At 61.9% G+C, this 20509-nt stretch carries 19 protein-coding genes; 16 read left to right on the forward strand and 3 right to left on the reverse strand.

Annotated elements, in window-relative coordinates; genetic code table 11:
* Positions 1–29: 29 nt before the first annotated feature.
* From NKI01_RS10620 to NKI01_RS10655, 8 genes are all read left to right on the forward strand, one after another.
* Complete coding sequence (locus tag NKI01_RS10620) at positions 30–356, forward strand: phosphoribosyl-ATP diphosphatase (RefSeq protein ID WP_254815934.1); 327 nt, start codon at positions 30–32, stop codon at positions 354–356.
* A gap of 18 nt (positions 357–374) precedes the next feature.
* On the forward strand, positions 375–1334 hold the full coding sequence (gene coaA / locus NKI01_RS10625; RefSeq protein WP_023718269.1) for a type I pantothenate kinase: 960 nt from the start codon (positions 375–377) through the stop codon (positions 1332–1334).
* 76 nt (positions 1335–1410) lie between these two features.
* Positions 1411–2418 carry a glycosyltransferase family 2 protein gene (locus NKI01_RS10630; RefSeq protein ID WP_031193759.1) on the forward strand — a complete coding sequence of 336 codons (1008 nt, stop codon included), beginning with the start codon at positions 1411–1413 and terminating at the stop codon, positions 2416–2418.
* Positions 2418–3188, forward strand: a complete 771-nt coding sequence (locus tag NKI01_RS10635; RefSeq protein ID WP_023718271.1) for a class I SAM-dependent methyltransferase — start codon at positions 2418–2420, stop codon at positions 3186–3188. Before NKI01_RS10630 ends, NKI01_RS10635 begins: the two co-directional genes overlap by 1 nt.
* Positions 3189–3195: 7 nt before the next feature.
* The gene (locus NKI01_RS10640; RefSeq protein WP_023718272.1) at positions 3196–3591 is read left to right on the forward strand and encodes a GtrA family protein; all 396 of its coding nucleotides are present in this window, start codon (positions 3196–3198) and stop codon (positions 3589–3591) included.
* A gap of 253 nt (positions 3592–3844) precedes the next feature.
* Positions 3845–5155 carry a hypothetical protein gene (locus NKI01_RS10645; RefSeq protein WP_352963088.1) on the forward strand — a complete coding sequence of 437 codons (1311 nt, stop codon included), beginning with the start codon at positions 3845–3847 and terminating at the stop codon, positions 5153–5155.
* A gap of 196 nt (positions 5156–5351) precedes the next feature.
* Positions 5352–6845, forward strand: a complete 1494-nt coding sequence (locus NKI01_RS10650) for a hypothetical protein (RefSeq protein WP_352591231.1) — start codon at positions 5352–5354, stop codon at positions 6843–6845.
* A gap of 75 nt (positions 6846–6920) precedes the next feature.
* On the forward strand, positions 6921–7622 hold the full coding sequence (locus NKI01_RS10655) for a hypothetical protein (RefSeq protein WP_352484484.1): 702 nt from the start codon (positions 6921–6923) through the stop codon (positions 7620–7622).
* Here NKI01_RS10655 and NKI01_RS10660 read toward each other — a convergent pair.
* The 3 genes from NKI01_RS10660 to NKI01_RS10670 all read right to left on the reverse strand — a co-directional run bounded on the left by NKI01_RS10660 (position 7585) and on the right by NKI01_RS10670 (position 10451).
* On the reverse strand, positions 7585–8202 hold the full coding sequence (locus NKI01_RS10660; protein WP_352484500.1) for an alpha-ketoglutarate-dependent dioxygenase AlkB: 618 nt from the start codon (positions 8200–8202) through the stop codon (positions 7585–7587). The genes NKI01_RS10655 and NKI01_RS10660 overlap by 38 nt on opposite strands.
* A gap of 131 nt (positions 8203–8333) precedes the next feature.
* Complete coding sequence (gene arfB, locus NKI01_RS10665) at positions 8334–8771, reverse strand: alternative ribosome rescue aminoacyl-tRNA hydrolase ArfB (RefSeq protein WP_023718277.1); 438 nt, start codon at positions 8769–8771, stop codon at positions 8334–8336.
* A gap of 69 nt (positions 8772–8840) precedes the next feature.
* Positions 8841–10451 carry a phosphoenolpyruvate carboxykinase gene (locus tag NKI01_RS10670; protein ID WP_352963091.1) on the reverse strand — a complete coding sequence of 537 codons (1611 nt, stop codon included), beginning with the start codon at positions 10449–10451 and terminating at the stop codon, positions 8841–8843.
* A gap of 342 nt (positions 10452–10793) precedes the next feature.
* Between NKI01_RS10670 and NKI01_RS10675 the strand changes: the two genes are divergently transcribed.
* The 8 genes from NKI01_RS10675 to tsaE all read left to right on the forward strand — a co-directional run bounded on the left by NKI01_RS10675 (position 10794) and on the right by tsaE (position 20478).
* Positions 10794–11495 carry a response regulator transcription factor gene (locus NKI01_RS10675; protein WP_023677547.1) on the forward strand — a complete coding sequence of 234 codons (702 nt, stop codon included), beginning with the start codon at positions 10794–10796 and terminating at the stop codon, positions 11493–11495.
* Between the two features lie 22 nt (positions 11496–11517).
* Complete coding sequence (locus tag NKI01_RS10680) at positions 11518–13302, forward strand: sensor histidine kinase (protein ID WP_352484482.1); 1785 nt, start codon at positions 11518–11520, stop codon at positions 13300–13302.
* Between the two features lie 31 nt (positions 13303–13333).
* Positions 13334–13780, forward strand: a complete 447-nt coding sequence (locus tag NKI01_RS10685) for an HPr kinase/phosphorylase (RefSeq protein WP_023718279.1) — start codon at positions 13334–13336, stop codon at positions 13778–13780.
* A 164-nt stretch (positions 13781–13944) separates the two neighbouring features.
* Positions 13945–14346, forward strand: a complete 402-nt coding sequence (locus NKI01_RS10690; RefSeq protein WP_023718280.1) for a PTS sugar transporter subunit IIA — start codon at positions 13945–13947, stop codon at positions 14344–14346.
* Positions 14343–14639: an HPr family phosphocarrier protein gene (locus NKI01_RS10695; protein ID WP_023718281.1), complete on the forward strand. Its 297-nt coding sequence runs from the start codon at positions 14343–14345 to the stop codon at positions 14637–14639. The genes NKI01_RS10690 and NKI01_RS10695 overlap by 4 nt, the downstream gene beginning before the upstream one ends.
* Before the next feature lie 168 nt (positions 14640–14807).
* Complete coding sequence (gene ahcY / locus NKI01_RS10700; RefSeq protein ID WP_352495247.1) at positions 14808–16208, forward strand: adenosylhomocysteinase; 1401 nt, start codon at positions 14808–14810, stop codon at positions 16206–16208.
* A 188-nt stretch (positions 16209–16396) separates the two neighbouring features.
* Positions 16397–18958: a sensor histidine kinase gene (locus tag NKI01_RS10705; protein WP_352484479.1), complete on the forward strand. Its 2562-nt coding sequence runs from the start codon at positions 16397–16399 to the stop codon at positions 18956–18958.
* A gap of 8 nt (positions 18959–18966) precedes the next feature.
* Positions 18967–20478, forward strand: coding sequence for a tRNA (adenosine(37)-N6)-threonylcarbamoyltransferase complex ATPase subunit type 1 TsaE (tsaE, locus tag NKI01_RS10710; RefSeq protein ID WP_352484478.1), 1512 nt, complete (start codon positions 18967–18969; stop codon positions 20476–20478).
* The last annotated feature ends 31 nt before the right edge of the window (positions 20479–20509 follow it).

A 20509-nucleotide genomic window follows, 5' to 3' on the forward strand; every position in this document is an offset into this window, starting at 1 on the left:
CCGGCTAAGAAGAGGCTGTAAACGCCGTTATGACCGAGTTCTCACTCTCCGATCTGGAGAAGATCATTGGCGAACGCGCACGTTCCGGCGATCCGGATTCGTGGACGGCCAAGCTCTTTCAGCGCGGCATGAGCAAGGCAGCGCAGAAACTCGGCGAAGAGGCGGTCGAAACGGTGATCGCAGCCGTCAGCGCCGACCGGGACGCGCTTGTTTCGGAAAGCGCCGATCTCATCTATCATTGGCTTGTCGTTCTCGGCATAGCGGACATTCCGCTGAGCGATGTGCTCAACGAGCTTGAACGCCGCACCGGTCGTTCGGGCATCGCCGAAAAGGCGTCTCGGCTGGACCGGGGCTGATCGCTGCGGAGGAACTCGATGGACCAGCTCGCTCCTACCGAGAAGTATTCACCCTATCGGTTCTTCTCGGCGGAGCAATGGTCGCGGTTCCGCGCCGATACGCCGATGACGCTCACCGAGGACGAGGTCCGTCGTCTGCGGTCGCTGAACGATCCGGTCGATCTCCACGAGGTCGAGCGCATCTACCTTTCGATGTCGCGGCTGTTGTCGGCCCATGTCGAAGCCAGTCAACTCCTGTTCAGGCAACGCCAGGTTTTTTTCAACGCGCTGGACGTGGCCAAGACACCGTTCATCATCGGCATTGCCGGTTCCGTGGCGGTTGGCAAATCGACCACGGCGCGCGTGCTAAAGGAGCTGCTGGCGCGCTGGCCGTCGAGTCCCAAGGTCGATCTGGTCACCACCGACGGTTTCCTGCTGCCGAACGAAGTCCTGCGCCGCAACAATCTGATGGAGCGCAAGGGCTTTCCCGACAGCTACGACGTCGGCGCGCTGCTGCGTTTCCTGTCCGGCATCAAATCGGCGCAGCGCAACGTCCGCGCGCCGGTCTATTCGCACCTGACCTATGACGTTATCCCGGGCGAGTTCCAGACCATCGACAGGCCGGACATCCTGATCTTCGAGGGCATCAATGTCCTGCAACCTGGCAAGCTGCCGAAGGACGGCAAGATCGTGCCTTTCCTGTCAGATTTCTTCGACTTCGCCATCTATATCGATGCCGAGGAGGCGCTTATCCATCACTGGTATATCGCCCGCTTCATGCGGCTGCGCGAAACCGCCTTCCGCGACCCAGCCTCCTTCTTCCACCGCTATTCGCAACTTTCCGAGGATGCGGCCCGCGCCATCGCCGAGGGCCTGTGGACCAACATCAACCTGAAGAACTTGCGCGAGAATATATTGCCGACCCGCGCCCGCGCCGATCTCATCCTGCGCAAGGGCGCCAATCATCTGGTCGAGGAAGTGGCGCTCCGAAAACTGTGAAATCCCGATTCATTCCTTAAAGTCATCTTAACCCCGTCTTCCTATTGTCAGGCCTGATCTGCGGGCTCGGCAAACAATGAATGCGCCATTCCTAAATATTGATCGGCCGGCAGCGGACCGCGTCGCACATCCGGGCAGCGGCGCCGCCACGATTGCCCTGATCGTGCCGGTCCACAATGAGGAAGGCGCGATTGCCCCGTTCCTGAAGGCGGTGTGCGAAAGCACCGCTCCGCTGAAGGACAATGGCGTTGCCCTCGAGTTCATCTTCGTCAACGACGGCAGCAGCGATACGACGCTCGAAAAGCTGATCGAAGCCCAACAAGCAGACCCTCGCATCCACATAATCGACCTTTCACGCAATTTCGGCAAGGAAGCCGCGATGACCGCGGGCCTCGACAGCTGCGATGCCGATGCCGCGATCCCGATGGACGTCGATATGCAGGATCCGCCGCATGTCATCCCCTTGCTTGTGGAAAAGTGGCGCGAGGGGTTCGAGGTTGTTCTTGCCAAGCGAGCCAACCGGTCGAGCGACAGCTTTCTCAAGCAGCGCTCCGCCTCGATGTTCTACCGCGTTCACAACTGGATCGCGCAGCAGAAGATCCCGCACGATGTCGGCGACTTCCGTTTGATCGACCGTCAGGTCATCCAGGCGCTGCGGTCTTTGCCCGAACGCCGTCGTTTCATGAAGGGCCTGTTCGCCTGGGTCGGGTTCCGCACCGCAAGCGTCGAATATGTCCGCGATCAGCGGATCGCCGGCCAGTCGAAATTCTCCGGCTGGAAGCTGTGGAACTTCGCGCTCGAAGGCATCACCAGCTTCTCCACCGCTCCGCTTGAAATCTGGACCTATGTCGGCGCGACGATTTCCGCGCTGTCGTTCCTCTACGGCCTGCTGATCGTCGCCAAGACAATGATCTTTGGCGTTGATGTGCCCGGCTACGCCTCGCTGCTGGTCAGCGTTCTTTTTCTTGGCGGCATCCAGTTGCTCGGCATCGGCATCATCGGACAATACCTCGGCAGGGTCTACGCCGAGATCAAGCAGCGTCCGATCTACATTGTGCGCCGCAAATATGAGGGAATGAGCTAATGGAGCTCGACGCCTACCGACAGATGGCCGCCACCGAAGACGAGCATTGGTGGTTCTGCGGGCGTCGCGCCATCGCAGAGGCGGTCATTCGCAGCATCGACCTGCCCGAAAAGGCGCGCATCGTCGAGATCGGCGCCGGCACCGGCGGCAACATCCGGATGCTGGAGCAGTTCGGCACCGTGACGGCAGTCGAGATGAGCGATCTCGCACGCAGGATTGCCTGGGAAAAGACCGGCCGCGACTTCCTTGCCGGACATCTGCCGGACAACATTCCTGTCACGCCGCAAAGCTGCGACCTGGTTTGCCTGTTCGACGTGCTGGAACATGTCGCCGAAGACGAGGCATCGCTTGCCGCGATCCGCCAGATGCTGAAACCAGCCGGCAGCGTCATCCTTACGGTGCCCGCACACCAATGGTTGTGGAGCACGCATGATGTGGGGCTGCATCATATGCGGCGCTATTCACGCAATCTGCTGCGTGAACGAATTGAAAGGGCTGGTTTCAGGATCGACCGGCTGAGCTACACAAATGCCGCACTCTTTCCTGTAGCGGCACTGGCACGGCTGGTGGATAGGTTGCGCAAGCCCGCCTTGCCAGCCGGCCATGCAACGCCGTCGAAACCACTGAATGCGGCGATGAAGGCAGTGTTTTCGGCGGAAGGCCGCATCATACCAAATGCAAGCCTGCCCTTCGGTGTTTCGCTGCTGGCGGTATTCCGCAAGGACGACGCCGTCGAAACCGGTCGCCTCGACGAGAAATTGGCAGCTTGACCGCGCAATGGGCACCGGTTCGTATCGTCGACTATCGCGCTTTGCGCTAATTGGCATTGCGTCGACGCTGATCTATGCCGTTTGTGCTCTCCTGCTGTCGCGTGGGCAGGCGACGGCGGCCCTGCCGGCGGCGCTCACATCGTTTGCGGCCTACGCCGTTGCCGCGCTGTTTTCTTACACCGGGCATAAATATTTCACCTTCACCTCGGGCGGCAGCCACGCGATGGAACTGCCCCGCTTTCTCCTGCTCACCGCTTCCGGCCTCGCTGTCGCAATCGCCCTGCCGGGGCTTTTGACCCAGATGCTCGGCGTCCCTGCCGCAGTCCCGATCCTGCTTACCTGCATTGCCGTGCCGGTCATCAACTATGTCGTCCTCGGACGCTGGGTGTTTCGTGGTCTCTAGCGCGCGATCCCTCAGTGAACTGCTGCCCGGTGCCAACCGTTTCTCGCCGTTTGCGGGCGTGGCGGGCGCCCCGTTGCTGCTGGCCTGCCTGGTCGTCATATACGCCGTCTGGCTGACAACAATTGCGATACCGACCAATGTCGACGTGTCATGGCTTCTGGTCGTCTGTGATCGGCTGCTTGGCGGAGAGCGGCTCAACACCGACATCATGGAGACCAACCCACCTTTCTCGATCTGGCTCTACATGCCGTTCATGCTCCTGGAAAAGCTCACCGGCATACGTGCGGAATTCTGGCTGACGCTTGGTGTCGTTTGCCTGAGCCTGGCCAGTCTTTTCGTTTCTGTCCGCATTCTCGCGCGCGATGAACCGGTTTACCGGCAGCCCCATGCGTTCTGGGCAGCAGCGGCGGCCCTGGGCTGGGTTCTCTGTTTCATGCCGGATCAATTCGGCCAACGCGAGCACTTCGCGTTGATTGCCATTCTGCCTTGGGTGGCGTTGCAATGCACACGTCAGCGGAACCCGGATTTCAGCGCCGGCTCGCGCCTGGAGCACATGGTCGCGGGCTTCGGCGCGGCGATCGTGGTCATGGTCAAGCCGCCCTATTTTGCGCTGGCCTTCATGTTGCCGTCACTCTGTCTTGCGGTTGAAAGGCGGTCGCTGAAACCGCTCTTCGTCGTGGAGAACTTGCTTGGCGCTACGATCGTGGCCGCCTATGTCGCGTCCATCGCGCTCTTCGACCGTGCTTATTTAAGCGAAGTCCTGCCCTTGGTCAGCGAGGTCTATCTTCCGTTGAGGGCCTCTACCGCCGATATGCTGGCGAACTGGCCGAAAGTGGTGCTGCTTCTGGCCGCCGCTACCGTGCTTGCGGCCGGCGGCCTGAGGCAGACGAACTGGGACGTCAGGATTCCGCTTCTGACCGCACTGGGGTTCATTCCGGCCTTCATCGTCATGGGCAAGGGTTGGCCCAATCACGCCCTGGCGATGGTCGTTGTTGCAACACTTGCATTTGGCATCCAGCTTCTGCGGTTCGGCACATTCCGCAGTGCAGGCTTCATTCGCAAGGCCGCCCTGATCTTCGGCTGCGTGCTGGTGCTGCAACTAGCGGTCAGGGCACAGTACGCGGCGCTGACGACGGACAACGGCCCGATCGGGCGCTCTGTCGCCGCGATCCGCGCAACGGTCGAAACCCCGACCATCATGTCGATCGCCGACCGGATGCAGGTTGCCCATCCCCTCGCCAGGCTGGTCGACGGCAGGTTCATATCACGCCATCCGAGCGCCTGGGCGGTCTCCAACGCTGACACGCTCGCCCGCGCCACCGGCGATCTCGAACGGAGACGGGAACTTGAAAGCATCCGCGATCGGGTGATCGGCGAATACGCCGCCGAGATATCAGCGAAGAAGCCCGATGTCGTGCTGTCAGGCTCGCCCGCGCGGACAGCCCTGATGCTGCAGGACAAGCGGATCGGAGCCGCCTTGGCCGACTATCGTCTGCTGCACCACGAGCCGGAAATCACTGTCTATCTGCGTTACACGGCGCCTGCGCCGCTCCAAACCAATTGAGCAGAGGCTCCCGGAAGACCATGGCACGGCTGGATCCAATCGCTCCGCTGGACGACGTATGGCTCGAGCTCGAGAGCCTCGGTGCAACATCATGAGCGTCTCGAACGACATTGACGGCTTGAGCCGGTGGCGCGGCCGGAATATCGCGGCGGCGCTGCTTCCTAGCCGCAATGTCCTGGCCATTGCCGCAGTCACCGTGTTCTCCATCGTCTGGCAGCGGCGTTGGGGGACTGTTCCCGATACTAGCTGGCTGATCACGGTATGCGAGCGGATGCTCTCCGGTGAGCGGCTTTACTCGCAGATCCACGAGACCAACCCTCCATTCAGCGTATGGCTCTATCTGCCGCCAGTGGCTGTGGCCAGATTGCTGGGCGCCGCCCCGGAAATCCTGGTTGAGGCCTGGACATACCTTGCCGTGCTTATCGGACTTTCGCTCTCGGGCGTGATCGTCAAGCGCGGGGGTTTCACCGAAACTGCATCACTGTTTGCACTGGGGCCAGCGTTTTGCGCAATGCTGGTGATCTTCCCCGGCAACGCCTTCAGCGAGCGAGAGCATATCGGCATGGCGCTTTTCATGCCGCTGCTTGCGCTTCACGCCTGGCGTGCGCGCAGAGATGCAGCCGCCCAACCAGGCCCGGGGATCGCCGTACTCGCCGGCCTGTCGGGCAGCATTTTGCTGCTGGTCAAGCCCTACTATGCGATCATGGTGTTGGCGCCAGCGCTGGTCGTTGCAGTGCGCCGGCGCAGCCTGAAATCGATCTTCGCCCTGGAACACTGGGTCATTGGCGGCATCTGCATTGTCTATCTCGGCGCGGTCACGCTGATCCATCCGGAATTCCTGCGCGACATCTATCCCCTCTTGGCGGATGTTTATGGAAAGCTCGGCATCTTTTGGCCCATCGTGATCGGCCACGGTTTCGCGTGGTGTTTCCTCGTCTTCCTGATTTGGTGGCTGTGGCCGGCCGGGCGGTTTCCAGAGCTGGCGGCGGTAGCGCTGGCTGCATCGATCGCCGGCATGTTTCCCCTGTTCTACCAAGCGAAAGGCTGGTCTTATCATGCCTATCCCGCGATCTTTTGCGCCGTGGCAGCCATTTTGTGCCTGCTGGCAGTGCCCAGGATCGTGCGGCAGCCGTCGAAGCTGTTGGCGTTCGTGACGGCGCCTTCGCGAGCTTGGGCACTGGCGGGGGTGGCAATCGCTTTCTTGCCATACTGGAGCACCCAGAAACCGGGGCCGGCGCTGGTTGCCGCCATTCGCGCCGCGACCGATCGGCCTACTATTGCGTTGATCAGTTCGGATATGTCCTCGGGACATCCGTTGACCCGCATGATCGATGGGCAGTTCGTTTCGACCCATGTCAGCGATTGGCTCGGAGTGTTCGCGCTTTCCCTGTCCCGGCAGGCAGCCCTTTCCGGTGATACCGCTGAAGCCACGCGTTACCAGGCCATCATGGCGCGTTACGTCGAAAGCAAACGCAAAGAATTCGCGCGTCTGCGCCCGGATATCATTGTCTTCAAGAAAAACAACGCGATGTGGACAAGCCAACTGACAGAGCGTTTTGGCTTTGACGCCATCCTGGCGCACTACCGCATTCTCGTCGAGGACGAGACCGAGCGCATCTATCTGCGCGACGATTATGTCCGGTCGGGCGACCGGCCACCCGAATTGAGCAAGGCCTCGGAAAAACCATGACGCGGCTGGTGGTCGTGGCCGGTCGGCCATTTCCCAGAGCTGGCTGCCGTAGCGCTGGCAGCATCTATTGCCGGCTTGTTCCCGCTGTTCTACCAGGACAAAGGCTGGACGTATCATGCCTACCCATCGATTTTTTACGCTGTAGCGGCTAGTCTTTGCTTGCTGGCCTTGCCGAGAAGCGAGCGGCAATCGGCAGGGCTGCTCTCCCGCCTGGCGGCTCCCCCGCGAGCCTTGGTGTCGCTGGCGATTGTGGCTGCCTTCTTACCGAACTGGGGCACTCAGAAGCCAGGCGCGGTGTTGGTCGCCGTGATACGCGCCGCGACCGATCGACCAAACGTCGCCTTGATCAGTCCAGATATAGACACTGGACATCCACTAAGCCGCATGATCGGCGGCCAGTTCGTTTCGGCCGATCCCAATGACTGGCTTGGAGCGTTTGCAATGGCTCTGTCCCGGCAAGCCACGCTTTCGCGTGACGTCGCCCAAGCCACGCATTACGAGATGATCATGGAGCGTTACGCTGAAAGCAAACGCCAAGAATTTGAGCGTCTGCGCCCTGATATTATTATCTCTACGAAAGTTATCAGGAAAGATGATGGCCCTTGGACAAGCCAACTGATGGAGCGTTTTGGCTTTGACGCGATCCTGGCGCACTATCGCATTCTCGTCGAGGACGAGACCGAGCGCATCTATCTGCGCGACGATTATGTCCGGCCGGGCGACCGGCCACCCGAACAGCCTATTTCGGCATCGTCACCCGACGCAGCGTCAGATTGATGCGGCCGCCGTTCTTGAGCAATGCCGAGGTCGAGGGGTAGATGCGGTCAACGCCGTGAAAGCAGAGGCGGCCTTCGCCGCCGAGCACGACGACGTCGCCGCTCTTCAATCTGAACGATTTGGTGGCGCCGTCGCGCATGGTCTGGCCGACCCGGAACAGGCAATCGTCGCCGAGTGAGGCCGAGACGACAGGCGCGGAGAAATCGCTCTCGTCGCGATCCTGGTGAAGACCCATCTTGGCATCCTGGGAATAGAAATTGACCAGGCAGGCCTCCGGCGGGTGCGCATAGGCAGATACGTCCCGCCACAGTTCGAGCAGCATCTCCGGGATCGGCGGCCATGGCCTTCCGGTCACCGGGTGAGTCGGCTGGTAGCGATAGCCGTGCTCCTTGTCGGTGACCCAGCCCAGCGGGCCGCAATTGGTCATGCGCACGCTCATCTCCTTGCCGGTACGCGGCATCGCCGGCACGAACAGCGGGGCTTCCTGCACGACCTCCCTGATATCTTCCACCAGCACTTCCTGCATGGCGCGCGACAGGTAACCAGGCATATGGCGGACGCCTTTGGGCAGCACGAGCATCGGGTCGCTTGATCCGTTGGTCTGGAAAATCAGAATGCCACCGTCAAACGAAAACGGCGACCCGAAAGCCGCCTCCGGCAGTGGCTGCACATTTCACACCGGCGATCTGGGATCCGAAGCCGATTCGGCTGTCAGTCATCCTCGACCCGGCCACGCATTTTCTTGATCGAGCCGCGCCCGGCTTTGCTCTTCAGCCGTCTTTCGACCGCGCCCTTGGACGGCCTTGTCTTCTTGCGCGGCGGTGGCGGCGGTTCGGCGGCCTTGGCGACCAGTGCCGTCAGCCGCGCCCGGGCGTCCGCCCGGTTCTGCTCCTGCGTGCGGAAGCGTCCGGCTTCGATGACGATGACGCCGTCCTTGGTGGCGCGCTGGCCGGCAAGCTTGATGGTCCGTTCGCGCACACGCTCCGACAGGCCCGGTGCATTGGCAGCATCGAAGCGCAATTGCACCGCCGTCGCCACCTTGTTGACGTTCTGGCCGCCCGGGCCGGACGAACGGATGAAGTCCTCGTGCAGGTCACCCGGATTAATCACCGCATCGTCGGTGATGATGATTTTTTCGTCGGCGTTCATGCCGCAGTCATGGCGCGGCAGGCGAAAAAAGAAAAGGCCCGATCGAAGCCGGGCCTTGAAGCGCGACGGCTATTCAGCCGCTACCTGCATGCGTGGTGCAGCGCCGAGCACGGTTGCGTCGACATGGGCCTCGAACTTTTCGAAATTGTCGACGAACATGCCAACCAGCCTTGCCGCCTGCCGGTCATAGGCGGGCTTGTCGATCCAGGTCGATCTCGGGTCGAGAATGGCGCGGTCGACGCCGGTAACCGTCACCGGCACGTCGAAACCGAAATTGGCGTCGGTCCGGAAGTCGGCCGCTTTCAGCGAGCCGTCGAGTGCTGCCGCAAGCAGCGCCCGCGTTGCCTTGATCGGCATCCGCTTGCCGGTGCCGTAAGCGCCGCCGGTCCAGCCGGTGTTGACCAGCCAGCAATCGACGCCGTGGCGGGCGATGAGCTCGCGCAGCAGATTGCCGTATTCCGACGGATGCCGCGGCATGAACGGTGCGCCGAAGCATGTCGAAAATGTCGCTTCGGGTTCAGTAACGCCTTTCTCGGTCCCCGCCACCTTGGCGGTATAGCCGGAGAGGAAATGGTACATCGCCTGCGCCGGGGTCAGCCGCGCGATCGGCGGCATCACGCCGAACGCGTCGGCGGTCAGCATGATGATATTCTTCGGGTGGTTGGCGCGCCCCGTCTTGCTGGCGTTCGGAATGAAGTGGAGCGGGTAGGCGCAGCGTGTGTTTTCGGTCAGCCCGCCATCGTCGAAATCCGGCACGCGACCGGCGTCGAGCGCGACATTCTCCAGCACCGTGCCGAAGCGCTGGGTGGTGGCGAAGATCTCCGGCTCGGCTTCGGCCGAAAGCTTGATCGTCTTGGCATAGCAGCCGCCTTCGAAATTGAAGATGCCGTGCGGTCCCCAGCCATGCTCGTCATCGCCGACCAGCGTGCGCGACGGGTCGGCCGACAACGTCGTCTTGCCGGTCCCGGAAAGGCCGAAGAAGACGGCCGCGTCGCCGGCGAGTCCTTCATTGGCAGAGCAATGCATCGGCATCACGCCTTTTGCCGGCAGCAGATAGTTGAGCACGGTGAATACCGACTTCTTCATCTCGCCGGCATAGGAGGTACCGCCGATCAACACGATCATGCGCGAAAGATCGACGGCGATCACCGTTTCGCCGCGCGTGCCGTGGCGGGCGGGATCGGCGCGGAACGACGGCAGGTCGATGATCGTCAAATCGGGCACGAAATGCTCGAGTTCGGCGGCTGCCGGCCGGATGAGCAGATTGCGGATGAACAAGGAGTGCCAGGCAAGCTCCGTGATCACCCGGGTCGGCAGCTTCAGCTCCTCGTCGGCGCCGCCGACCAGGTCCTGCACATAAAGGTCCTTTCCAGCCGCATGGGCGCGAAAATCGGCAAGCAGCGTATCGAACTGCCCCGGCGAAATCGCTTTGTTGTTGTCCCACCATACATGCGGCGCGGTGCTTTCGTCGCGCACCACGAATTTGTCCCTGGGCGAGCGGCCGGTGTGCTGCCCGGTTTCGGCGGCAAGCGCGCCATGGGCGGTGAGTCGGGCCTCGCCACGGCGGATTGCCTCCTCGTAGAGCGCGGCCGCGCCGAAATTATAGCGCACCACGCCCGTGGTTCTCAGGCCGATCCGATCGATTATACATGCAGGATTGCGTTTGCCGGCTTCCGACATGGGTGTCCCTTCTTCGATTTACCGCGTCTTTACCGGCGAATTCCGGAACCCCCATTGCAGGAGCTAAAAACGTCAAAACCAGAAAAGGCGAATGATATCAAATCATTAATCGATTTAAATATTTTGAAAGTTGTTTAAATCGTTTATATGTGCAAAAACACTGATGGTTGCCCAAAGGATTGGCGATGTTCATTCGTCCAATCCATATCGAGGTACAATTGTGGCCGCCGGCATGCCGCGCGTGACAGCGGATAGAGCCTATGCCACATTTTGTACCTAATTTGTCCTGCAAAAGCCCCTTCTCGACGAAAGAAGGGACAGCTCATGAGGGAGCCGCTTGAAATGGCAACAATCGCGCTTGTCGACGACGATCGCAACATTCTGACTTCGGTTTCGATCGCCCTCGAATCCGAGGGTTATCGGGTTGAAACCTACACGGATGGGGCGTCGGCGCTGGAGGGACTGGCGGCGCGCCCGCCGAACCTCGCCATCCTCGACATCAAGATGCCGCGCATGGACGGCATGGAGCTGCTGCGCCGGATGCGCCAGAAATCCGACCTGCCGGTGATCTTCCTGACCTCCAAGGACGACGAGATCGATGAACTGTTCGGCCTCAAGATGGGCGCCGACGACTTCATTCGCAAACCCTTCTCGCAGCGTCTTCTGGTCGAGCGCGTCCGCGCCGTGCTGCGCCGCGCCAGTACCCGCGAGGCGGCCGCCAAGGCGCCCAACCAGCAGGCTCGGTCGCTTGAGCGCGGCCAGCTTGTCATGGACCAGGAGCGCCACACCTGCACCTGGAAGGGCGAGCCGGTGACGCTTACCGTCACCGAGTTCCTCATCCTGCATTCGCTGGCCCAGCGTCCAGGCGTCGTAAAAAGCCGTGATGCGCTGATGGATTCGGCTTATGATGAGCAGGTCTATGTCGATGACCGCACCATCGACAGTCACATCAAGCGGCTGCGCAAAAAGTTCAAGGCCGTCGATGATGACTTCGAAATGATCGAAACCCTTTACGGAGTCGGATATCGGTTCCGCGAAGCTTGAGTCGAGCGGGAGCTGCTATTCGATGGCAGTGGAAGTAGAGCGAGTGAGACGATCGGGCGCCGCCAGGCGCCCGCCGCGGATTCTGCCCGCCTTCGTGTCGAAAATCACGGTGCCGATGCGCCGGTTTCTCGGCCATCACATCTTTTCCAGCCTGACGCGGCGTATTCTCTTTCTCAATCTTGCCGGCCTGGCCGTCCTGGTCACCGGCATTCTCTACCTCAACACCTTTCGAGACGGGCTGATCGACGCCCGTGTCGAGAGCCTGATGACCCAGGGCGAGATCATTGCCGGCGCGATTGCTGCATCGGCGACGGTCGAGACCGATTCGATCAGCATCGATCCGGAAAAGCTGCTTGAGTTGCAGGCTGGCGAAAGCCTCGGCCCGGGCTCCGATCAGCTCGACAATCTCGATTTCCCGATCAATCCGGAGCGCGTGGCGCCGGTGCTCAGGCGGTTGATCTCGCCGACGCGCACGCGCGCCCGCATTTACGACCGCGACGCCAACCTGCTGCTCGATTCCCGCCATCTCTATTCGCGCGGTCAGATCCTTCGCTACGATCTGCCGCCGGTCGAAGAGGAGCAGCCGGATCTTCTGGAGCGCATCCAGAAATTCGTCTTCGATTTCTTCCGCAATAAGCAGCTGCCCGTCTATCGCGAGCAGCCGGGCGGCAACGGTGCTGCGTTTCCCGAAGTGGTCAAGGCGCTTACCGGCAGTCCGTCGACGATCGTGCGGATCTCGGAGCAGGGCGAGCAGATCGTTTCCGTGGCGGTGCCGATCCAGCGCTTCCGTGCCGTTCTCGGCGTACTGATGCTGTCGACCGAAGGTGGCGACATCGACAAGATCGTCGCGGCCGAGCGCAAGGCGATCCTGCGCGTGTTCGGCATCGCCGCGCTGGTTACCGCTATCCTGTCGATGCTGCTGGCCTCCACCATCGCCAACCCGCTGCGCCGGCTTTCCGCGGCGGCGGTCAGGGTTCGCCGCGGTGTCAAGAACCGCGAGGAAATTCCCGACTTCTCCGACCGCCAGGACGAGATCGGCAATTTGTCGATCGCCGTGCGCGACATGACCAATGCGCTCTACGCCCGCATTGAGGCGATCGAAAGTTTTGCCGCGGATGTCTCGCATGAATTGAAGAACCCACTCACCTCGCTGCGCAGCGCGGTGGAGACATTGCCGCTGGCCAAGAACGACAATTCGCGCAGCCGGCTGATGGATATCATCCAGCACGATGTGAGGCGCCTGGACCGCCTGATCACCGATATTTCCGATGCCTCCCGTCTCGATGCCGAACTGGCGCGGGAAGACGCGGGAACTGTCGACCTGAAGAAGTTCATCACCGATCTGGTCGCCGTCTCGCGCGAGGCCACACGCAACAAGAAGGCGGTCGAGATCGAATTCAAGGTCGCCAAACTGCCGCAGGGCGTGAAAGGCTACTTCGTCGTCGGCCATGATCTAAGGATCGGCCAGGTGATCACCAACCTGATCGAGAATGCCCGCTCGTTCGTTCCCGAAGAACGTGGCCACATCACCATATCGCTGGCGCGCGCCGGCAAGTTCAACATCGTCACCGTCGACGACAATGGCCCCGGCATCCGGGCCGACAACATCGATCGCATTTTCGAGCGGTTCTATACCGACCGGCCGGCCGGCGAGGCGTTCGGCCAGAACTCGGGCCTTGGCCTGTCGATATCCCGGCAGATCGTCGAAGCCCATGGCGGCACGTTGAGCGCCGAGAACATCCCGGGCACCAAGCCTGGCGAGATCAAGGGCGCCCGCTTCGTGGTGACGCTGCCGGCCGAAGGCTGACGGATGAATTCCAATCACGCCTGGTCCTATTGTGCAGCCTGAAAACATTCACGGCACCGCCATCCTGATAGGTGATTGCGGCATTCTCATCACCGGACCGTCCGGCTTGGGCAAAACGACGCTGGCGCTCGCCTTGATCGATCATTGCAGCCAGCGCGGGCTGTTTTCGCGGCTGATCGGCGATGACCAGCTCTATGCTGCCGATTGCGAGGGGCGGCTGGTCTGCCGCGCACCAGTCAGCATAGCCGGCCTCGTCGAGGTGCCGGGATTCGGCCCCAAGCCGATACCATTCGAGCCAAGCTGCGTGATCGACCTCATTATCCGGCTGGTGCCAGCCGGCAAAATGGCCCGCTTCCAGGAAGACTGCAGCGAACTCGTTTTCGGCGTACCAGTGCCGCGCATCGATCTTGCCGGGCGCAATGTCGCGGCGGCCTTGCCGGCAGTGATGTCGCGCCTGTCGATTGCGCCTTTCCTTTGATCCGATTTGGATTTTTTGCTGCAATGCGTCAAATTGGTCTGGGCCGGCGCAATTTTGGGCTTGTCAACGGGCCTTGCGTCGACAAGATAGCGCTCCCGCCACCTGGAACGGTCGGCGAGCATAAAATGCGCCTGTGAAGCGGCGATGACGGGAGCCACCAAAGAATGATCGGACTCGTGCTTGTAACGCACGGTCAACTGGCCGCCGAGTTCCGCAATGCCGTGGAACATGTCGTTGGGCCACAAGACAATTTCGAGACCGTGGCGATCGGTGCCGACGACGATATGGAACAACGCCGCCGCGACATTATCGACGCAGTCGGCCGCGTCGATACCGGATCAGGCGTCATCGTTTTGACCGACATGTTCGGCGGCACGCCCTCCAACCTCGCCATTTCCGTGATGGAATCCGGCCGCATCGAGGTCATTGCCGGCATGAACCTGCCGATGCTGATCAAGCTGTCCAGCGTTCGCAAAGGCGACAACATGGCGGCCGCGCTGGATGAGGCGCAGGCTGCCGGCCGCAAATACATCAACGTCGCCAGTCAGCTCCTGAGCAGCAAATGAGCGCGCTGTTGCCGGAAAAGGACAAGATCGTTCGCGACTTTCCGATCGTCAACCAGCGCGGCCTGCACGCGCGCGCCTCGGCCAAGTTCGTTCAAATTGCCAGCGGCTTCAATGCCACGGTCCAGGTCGAGAAGGACGGCGTCAAGGTCGGCGGCACCTCGATCATGGGCCTGATGATGCTGGCGGCGAGCCCCGGCTATTCGATCCGCGTCACCGCCAGCGGCCCGCAGGCCGAAGAGGTCATCGATGCGCTGGAGCAACTGGTTGCTTCCCGTTTTGGCGAGGAATGCTGACGGCGCTCTCTCGTGTTGGTTGCCGCTGAAGACATGCACGGATAAAGATTTCTTTATATCCCATTGTCGTCCGACTCCCGATCTGCTAGTCAGGCCGGCAACTCGCGCCCTCCCACACGCCTTCGGGGCGGGGCGCGTCCCGCAATCAATTCGCATCGGAGCACTGCCATGACGGGTAGCAAGGATTATGTGGTCGCCGACATCGCGCTTGCCGGCTGGGGCCGCAAGGAGATCGAGATCGCCGAAACCGAAATGCCGGGCCTGATGGCCTGCCGCGAGGAATTCGGCGACAAGAAGCCGCTCAGGGGCGCGCGCATCACCGGCTCGCTGCACATGACCATCCAGACCGCGGTGCTGATCGAAACGCTTAAGGCGCTCGGCGCCGATATCCGCTGGGCTTCCTGCAACATCTTCTCGACCCAGGACCACGCTGCCGCGGCCATTGCCGAGGCCGGAATTCCGGTGTTTGCCGTCAAGGGCGAGACGCTGGAGGATTATTGGGTCTACACCGACAAGATCTTCCAGTGGGCCGATGGCGGCACCTCCAACATGATCCTCGACGACGGTGGCGATGCCACCATGTACATCCTGATCGGCGCCCGCGCCGAGGCCGGCGAGGATGTGCTGTCCAATCCGGGCAGCGAAGAGGAAGAGATCCTGTTTGCCCAGATCAAGAAACGCATGCAGGCATCGCCCGGCTTCTTCACCAAGCAGAAGGAAGCGATCCGCGGCGTCACCGAAGAGACGACGACCGGCGTCAACCGGCTCTATCAGTTGCAGAAAAAAGGCCTGCTGCCGTTCCCGGCGATCAACGTCAATGATTCCGTCACCAAGTCGAAATTCGACAACAAATATGGCTGCAAGGAATCGCTTGTCGACGGCATTCGCCGCGGCACCGACACGATGATGGCCGGCAAGGTCGCGGTCGTCTGCGGCTATGGCGACGTCGGCAAGGGCTCGTCGGCTTCGCTCAAGGGTGCCGGTGCCCGCGTCAAGGTCACCGAGGTCGATCCGATCTGCGCGCTGCAGGCAGCGATGGACGGTTTCGAGGTGGTCACGCTCGAAGACGCGGCACCGACGGCAGACATCGTCATCACCACCACCGGCAACAAGGACGTCGTTACCCTCGACCACATGCGCCTGATGAAGGACATGGTGATCGTCGGCAACATCGGTCACTTCGACAACGAGATCCAGGTGGCGTCGCTGCGCAACCTGAAATGGACCAACATCAAGCCGCAGGTCGATATGATCACCTTCCCGGACGGCAAGCGGATGATCCTTTTGTCGGAAGGCCGTCTGCTCAACCTCGGCAACGCCACCGGCCACCCGAGCTTCGTCATGTCGGCGTCCTTCACCAACCAGGTGTTGGCCCAGATCGAGCTGTACACCAAGCCCGGTCAGTACGAGAACCAGGTCTATGTCCTGCCGAAGCATCTCGACGAAAAGGTCGCGCGCCTGCATCTCGATAAGCTCGGTGCCCGCCTGACCGAACTGTCCGGCGAACAGGCCGCCTATATCGGCGTCACCCCGCAGGGACCGTTCAAGCCGGAACACTACCGCTATTAACCACGACGAAACTTGCCACTAGATATTGAAGCCGGGCGATTGACTTTTCGCCCGGCTTTATTTTTGCGCTGATTGATTCTTCACGCCGATTCGCGCAAGCGCTATGGTGCTGATTCGCGGTCCGGGGACGAGGCCCGGGCGCACGCATCAGGGCGGTCTTGCATTCAGGCGGCGAAGAGGACCAAGACATGCCGGGGGATAACCCGCCTTGCGCGGGACAGGCCGTTTCCGGCGGCCATAACGATTCGATCACGGGCTCCGCTGCCAGAGGCGGCAGCCTTTTATGCCGTGCCGGCAGCCGTGTCGGGGTGCTGCTTGCTTCTTCCGCGCTGGTTGGTCCGCTGCTTGGCTTTGCCGCACATGCCCAAACCCGCGTGGCGCAAAAGGCCGGGCTGTCGGTCAGCACGGTCGAGGTCATGCAACTCGCCATGTTTGTCGGCGTCATGGGGGCGGCATTGCTGTCGGCCATCTTTCTGATCCGCGAAAGGGCGCGCACCGCGGCGGAAAATGCCGAGCTCAGGACCCGCATCGCCGACGTCAATGCCGCGCTGCAGCGCTCCGAGGCGCTGCTCCATTCCCGCGACCAGCGCGTGGTCGTATGGGCCGCCGAAAACAAGAAACCCGAGCTTGTCGGAACATTGCCGATCGAGAGCGGCGCGCCGGAGGACCGGGCGGCCTTCCTGGCTTTCGGCCGCTGGCTGATGCCGCGTTCGGCGGCCGCGTTGGAACATGCCGTGGCGGCGCTGCGGGACAAGGCAAAGCCCTTCGATCTGGTCATCGAATCGCAGGCCGGCCAGCCGCTCGAGGTTCACGGCCGCAAGAGTGCGGCGCATGTATTGGTTCGCTTCGTCTCGCTTTCGGAGACACAGCGAAGCCAGGCCAGGCTGAAGATCGAGAACCAGCGCTTGGCCGCCGACCATGAGACGCTGATCGGACTTCTCGATGCGCTCAAGATGCCGTCATGGCTACGCACCGTCGACGGGCGGCTGAAATGGGTCAACCGGGCCTATGCCGAAGCGGTCGAGGCCGAGAATGCCGAATCGGCGGTTCGTGACAGCAAGGAATTCCTCGGCGGCCAGGCGCGCGACACGATTGCTGCGCAGCACAAGTCGCACCCCGTCTTCGAACAGACGCTCTCCACTGTGATCGAAGGCGACCGCCGTATGTTTGCCGTGACCGACTTTGCCGGGGCGGATGGTTCGGCTGGTCTTGCCTGCGACATCAGCGCCATCGAGGCCATTCGCGCCGAGTATGAGCGGACCGTGCAGAGCCACGCCGATACGCTCGATCAGCTCAACACTGCCGTGGCGATTTTCGATACCGACGAGAAATTGCGGTTTTTCAATCAGGCGTTCCAGAAACTATGGGGCCTCGACAGCGGCTTCCTGCACAGCGCGCCGGACAACGCCTTGCTGCTCGACCGCCTGCGCAGCGAAGGCAAGATTGCCGAGCAGCCCGAATGGCGGCGCTGGAAAGAGAGCTTGCTCGGCGCTTATCGCGCGGTTGAATCGCAGGAGCATTGGTGGCATCTGCCGGACGGCAAGACCATTCGCGTCGTCGCCAACCCGCAGCCCAAGGGCGGCGTCACCTGGGTGTTCGAGAACCTGACCGAGAAGATGGACCTTGAAAGCCGCTACCAGACCGCCGTCCGGGTTCAGGGCGAGACGCTCGACAACCTTGCCGAAGGCGTCGCTGTATTCGGTCCCGACGGCAGGCTGAGATTGTCCAACCCGGCCTTCGCAGCACTGTGGGGGCTGGATGCCGATGCCTCAAAACCCAACGTCCATGTCTCGACGATCCGCGACCTTTGCGACCGCCGTGCCGTCGACAGTCCGTGGGGCGGGTTCGTTGCCGCCATCACCGGCTTCGACGACGAGCGCCGCGACCGCCACGGCCAGACCGAATTGAACAACGGCACCGTTTTGCGCTACGCCGTCATCCCCTTGCCCAACGGCCAGGTGATGATGACCTTCGTCGACGTTACCGACAGCGTCAATGTCGAGCGGGCGCTGAAGGACAAGAATGAGGCGCTGCAAAAGTCCGACCAGATCAAGAACGAATTCGTGCAGCACGTCTCCTATGAGCTGCGCTCGCCACTCACCAACATCATCGGCTTTACCGAGCTTCTTTCACTGCCGTCGACTGGTCCATTGAACCAGAAGCAACGCGAATATATCGGGCATGTCGGCTCGTCCTCCTCGGTCCTGCTCACCATCGTCAACGACATCCTCGATCTGGCGACGGTGGATGCCGGCATCATGGAACTCGACATTTCCGAAGTTCACATCGATCGAACCATTACAGCCGCCGCCGAACTGGTCGCCGACCGACTGGAGGAACATGCGATCAAGCTTAGGATCGACGCAGCGGCCGCGCCGAAAACCTTCCACGGCGACGAAATCCGGGTCCGCCAGATCCTCTACAATCTGCTCAGCAATGCCGCCAATTACGCGCCGGAGGCGAGCACCATAACGCTCGCCTGCCGCCAACTTGCCGACGGCGTGGAATTTTCCGTTCACGATGACGGCCCTGGCATGCCGCCGGACCTGCTTGACTCGGTGTTCCGGCGCTTCGAGCCGCGCACCAATGGCGGCCGCCGCCGCGGCGCCGGGCTCGGCCTGTCGATCGTCAAGAGCTTTGTCGAACTGCATGGCGGCAGCGTCCGCATCGAGACCGGCAGGGACAAGGGCACTACGGTTGTTTGCGCCTTTCCCGACACGCCGTCCGGCATCCGCGCGGCGGCCGAGTAGCGCGTTCGATGGCGGTATTGGTGCTGGAGCGTTTTCTCGCCGACGAGGCTGCGACGGCAAGGCTTGGTGAGGACCTCGCCATGTCGCTGCGCATTGGCGACGTGCTCGCTCTCAAGGGCGATCTCGGCGCCGGCAAGTCGACCTTGGCGCGGGCGCTGGTCAAGGCACTGGCCGACGATGCCGGCCTCGACGTGCCGAGCCCGACCTTTACGCTGGTCCAGAGTTACGACACGCGTGTGCCGGTCCATCATTTCGATCTCTACCGCTTGGGCGCGGCATCCGAGTTGGACGAGCTGGGTTTCGACGAGGCGCTGACGCAAGGGGCCGCACTGGTCGAATGGCCGGAACGGGCAGAGGCATATTTGCCGAAAACCTCGGTGCTGGTCGAACTTCTCCAGCAGGGCGACGGCCGATTGGCGAGACTATCGGGAGGGGGCGCCGCCTTCGAGCGCGCGGCGCGATCGCTGGCCATGCGCGATTTTCTCGGCCAGGCCGGTTGGGGCGAAGCGCAGCGGCGATATTTCATCGGTGATGCCTCGGCTCGCTCCTACGAGATCGTCACGCTCGCCGGATTTCCGCCGCGCGTGCTGATGAACTCGCCAAGGCTGGTGCTCGGACCGCCAGTCCGCGACGGCAAACCCTATGCCGAGATCGCCCACACCGCGCAATCCGTTTCGGCGTTCGTCGCCATTGACCGTGCCTTGCGGGCCGGCGGCGTCAGCGTCCCGGAAATCCATGCTCAGGATCTCGACCAGGGTTTTCTGCTGCTGGAGCATCTCGGGTCCCAAGGGTTCCTGGACAAGCGCGGCCAGCCGGTGGCCGAGCGCTACGCGGCGGCGGCCGAACTGCTTGCCATGATGCACGGCAAAACATGGCCGGCCAGCATGCAGGCCGGCCCCGGCGTCTTCCACGAGGTGCCGCCTTTCGATCGCGACGCCATGATGATCGAGGCCGAATTGCTGGTCGACTGGTATGTCCCTGCGATATCAGGCGCTCCGCCAAGCGAGGCGTTGCGCGCCGGTTATCGCAGCGAATGGAATGCGGTGCTCGATCGGCTCGAGGGGCGCGAATACACGCTAATGCTGCGCGACTTCCATTCGCCCAACCTGATCTGGCGCGGTGACCGTTCCGGTCACGATCGTCTCGGCGTCGTCGATGTCCAGGATGCGCTCATCGGTCCGTCAGCCTACGACGTCGCCTCGCTCGCCATGGACGCGCGCGTCACCATTTCACCTGAAATCGAAAAGCACACGCTCGCCGCCTATATCGCCGCGCGACGCGACGCCGGCGTCTTCGACGAAGACGAATTCCGCGAAACCTATGCAATCATGGCCGCACAGCGCAATTCCAAGATCCTCGGCATTTTCGTGCGGCTCGAAAAACGCGACAGCAAGCCTTATTATCTGAAGCATCTGCCGCGCATCCGCGATTATCTTCGCCGGGCGCTGGCGCATCCGGCGCTGGCCGGGCTGCAGGATTTCTACATCGCCCACGGCTTGCTGGAGGAACGCTCGATTTGAAGGCTAAGGATTTGGGCCTGAAAGCGTCGGG

This window comes from Mesorhizobium sp. M0815, from assembly GCF_040319995.1.
In the GTDB taxonomy this organism is placed as follows: domain Bacteria; phylum Pseudomonadota; class Alphaproteobacteria; order Rhizobiales; family Rhizobiaceae; genus Mesorhizobium.

What these genes read in the sequence shown, in the direction of transcription:
- NKI01_RS10645 (WP_352963088.1), top strand. Translation starts at nt 3,845, where the DNA reads ATGCTCCTGGAAAAGCTCACCGGCATACGTGCGGAATTCTGGCTGACG.
- ahcY (WP_352495247.1), top strand. Translation starts at nt 14,808, where the DNA reads ATGACGGGTAGCAAGGATTATGTGGTCGCCGACATCGCGCTTGCCGGC.
- NKI01_RS10670 (WP_352963091.1), bottom strand. Translation starts at nt 10,451, where the DNA reads ATGTCGGAAGCCGGCAAACGCAATCCTGCATGTATAATCGATCGGATC.
- NKI01_RS10690 (WP_023718280.1), top strand. Translation starts at nt 13,945, where the DNA reads ATGATCGGACTCGTGCTTGTAACGCACGGTCAACTGGCCGCCGAGTTC.
- NKI01_RS10680 (WP_352484482.1), top strand. Translation starts at nt 11,518, where the DNA reads ATGGCAGTGGAAGTAGAGCGAGTGAGACGATCGGGCGCCGCCAGGCGC.
- NKI01_RS10695 (WP_023718281.1), top strand. Translation starts at nt 14,343, where the DNA reads ATGAGCGCGCTGTTGCCGGAAAAGGACAAGATCGTTCGCGACTTTCCG.
- NKI01_RS10705 (WP_352484479.1), top strand. Translation starts at nt 16,397, where the DNA reads ATGCCGGGGGATAACCCGCCTTGCGCGGGACAGGCCGTTTCCGGCGGC.
- NKI01_RS10640 (WP_023718272.1), top strand. Translation starts at nt 3,196, where the DNA reads ATGGGCACCGGTTCGTATCGTCGACTATCGCGCTTTGCGCTAATTGGC.
- coaA (WP_023718269.1), top strand. Translation starts at nt 375, where the DNA reads ATGGACCAGCTCGCTCCTACCGAGAAGTATTCACCCTATCGGTTCTTC.
- NKI01_RS10630 (WP_031193759.1), top strand. Translation starts at nt 1,411, where the DNA reads ATGAATGCGCCATTCCTAAATATTGATCGGCCGGCAGCGGACCGCGTC.
- NKI01_RS10635 (WP_023718271.1), top strand. Translation starts at nt 2,418, where the DNA reads ATGGAGCTCGACGCCTACCGACAGATGGCCGCCACCGAAGACGAGCAT.
- tsaE (WP_352484478.1), top strand. Translation starts at nt 18,967, where the DNA reads ATGGCGGTATTGGTGCTGGAGCGTTTTCTCGCCGACGAGGCTGCGACG.
- arfB (WP_023718277.1), bottom strand. Translation starts at nt 8,771, where the DNA reads ATGAACGCCGACGAAAAAATCATCATCACCGACGATGCGGTGATTAAT.
- NKI01_RS10675 (WP_023677547.1), top strand. Translation starts at nt 10,794, where the DNA reads ATGGCAACAATCGCGCTTGTCGACGACGATCGCAACATTCTGACTTCG.
- NKI01_RS10620 (WP_254815934.1), top strand. Translation starts at nt 30, where the DNA reads ATGACCGAGTTCTCACTCTCCGATCTGGAGAAGATCATTGGCGAACGC.
- NKI01_RS10660 (WP_352484500.1), bottom strand. Translation starts at nt 8,202, where the DNA reads ATGCTCGTGCTGCCCAAAGGCGTCCGCCATATGCCTGGTTACCTGTCG.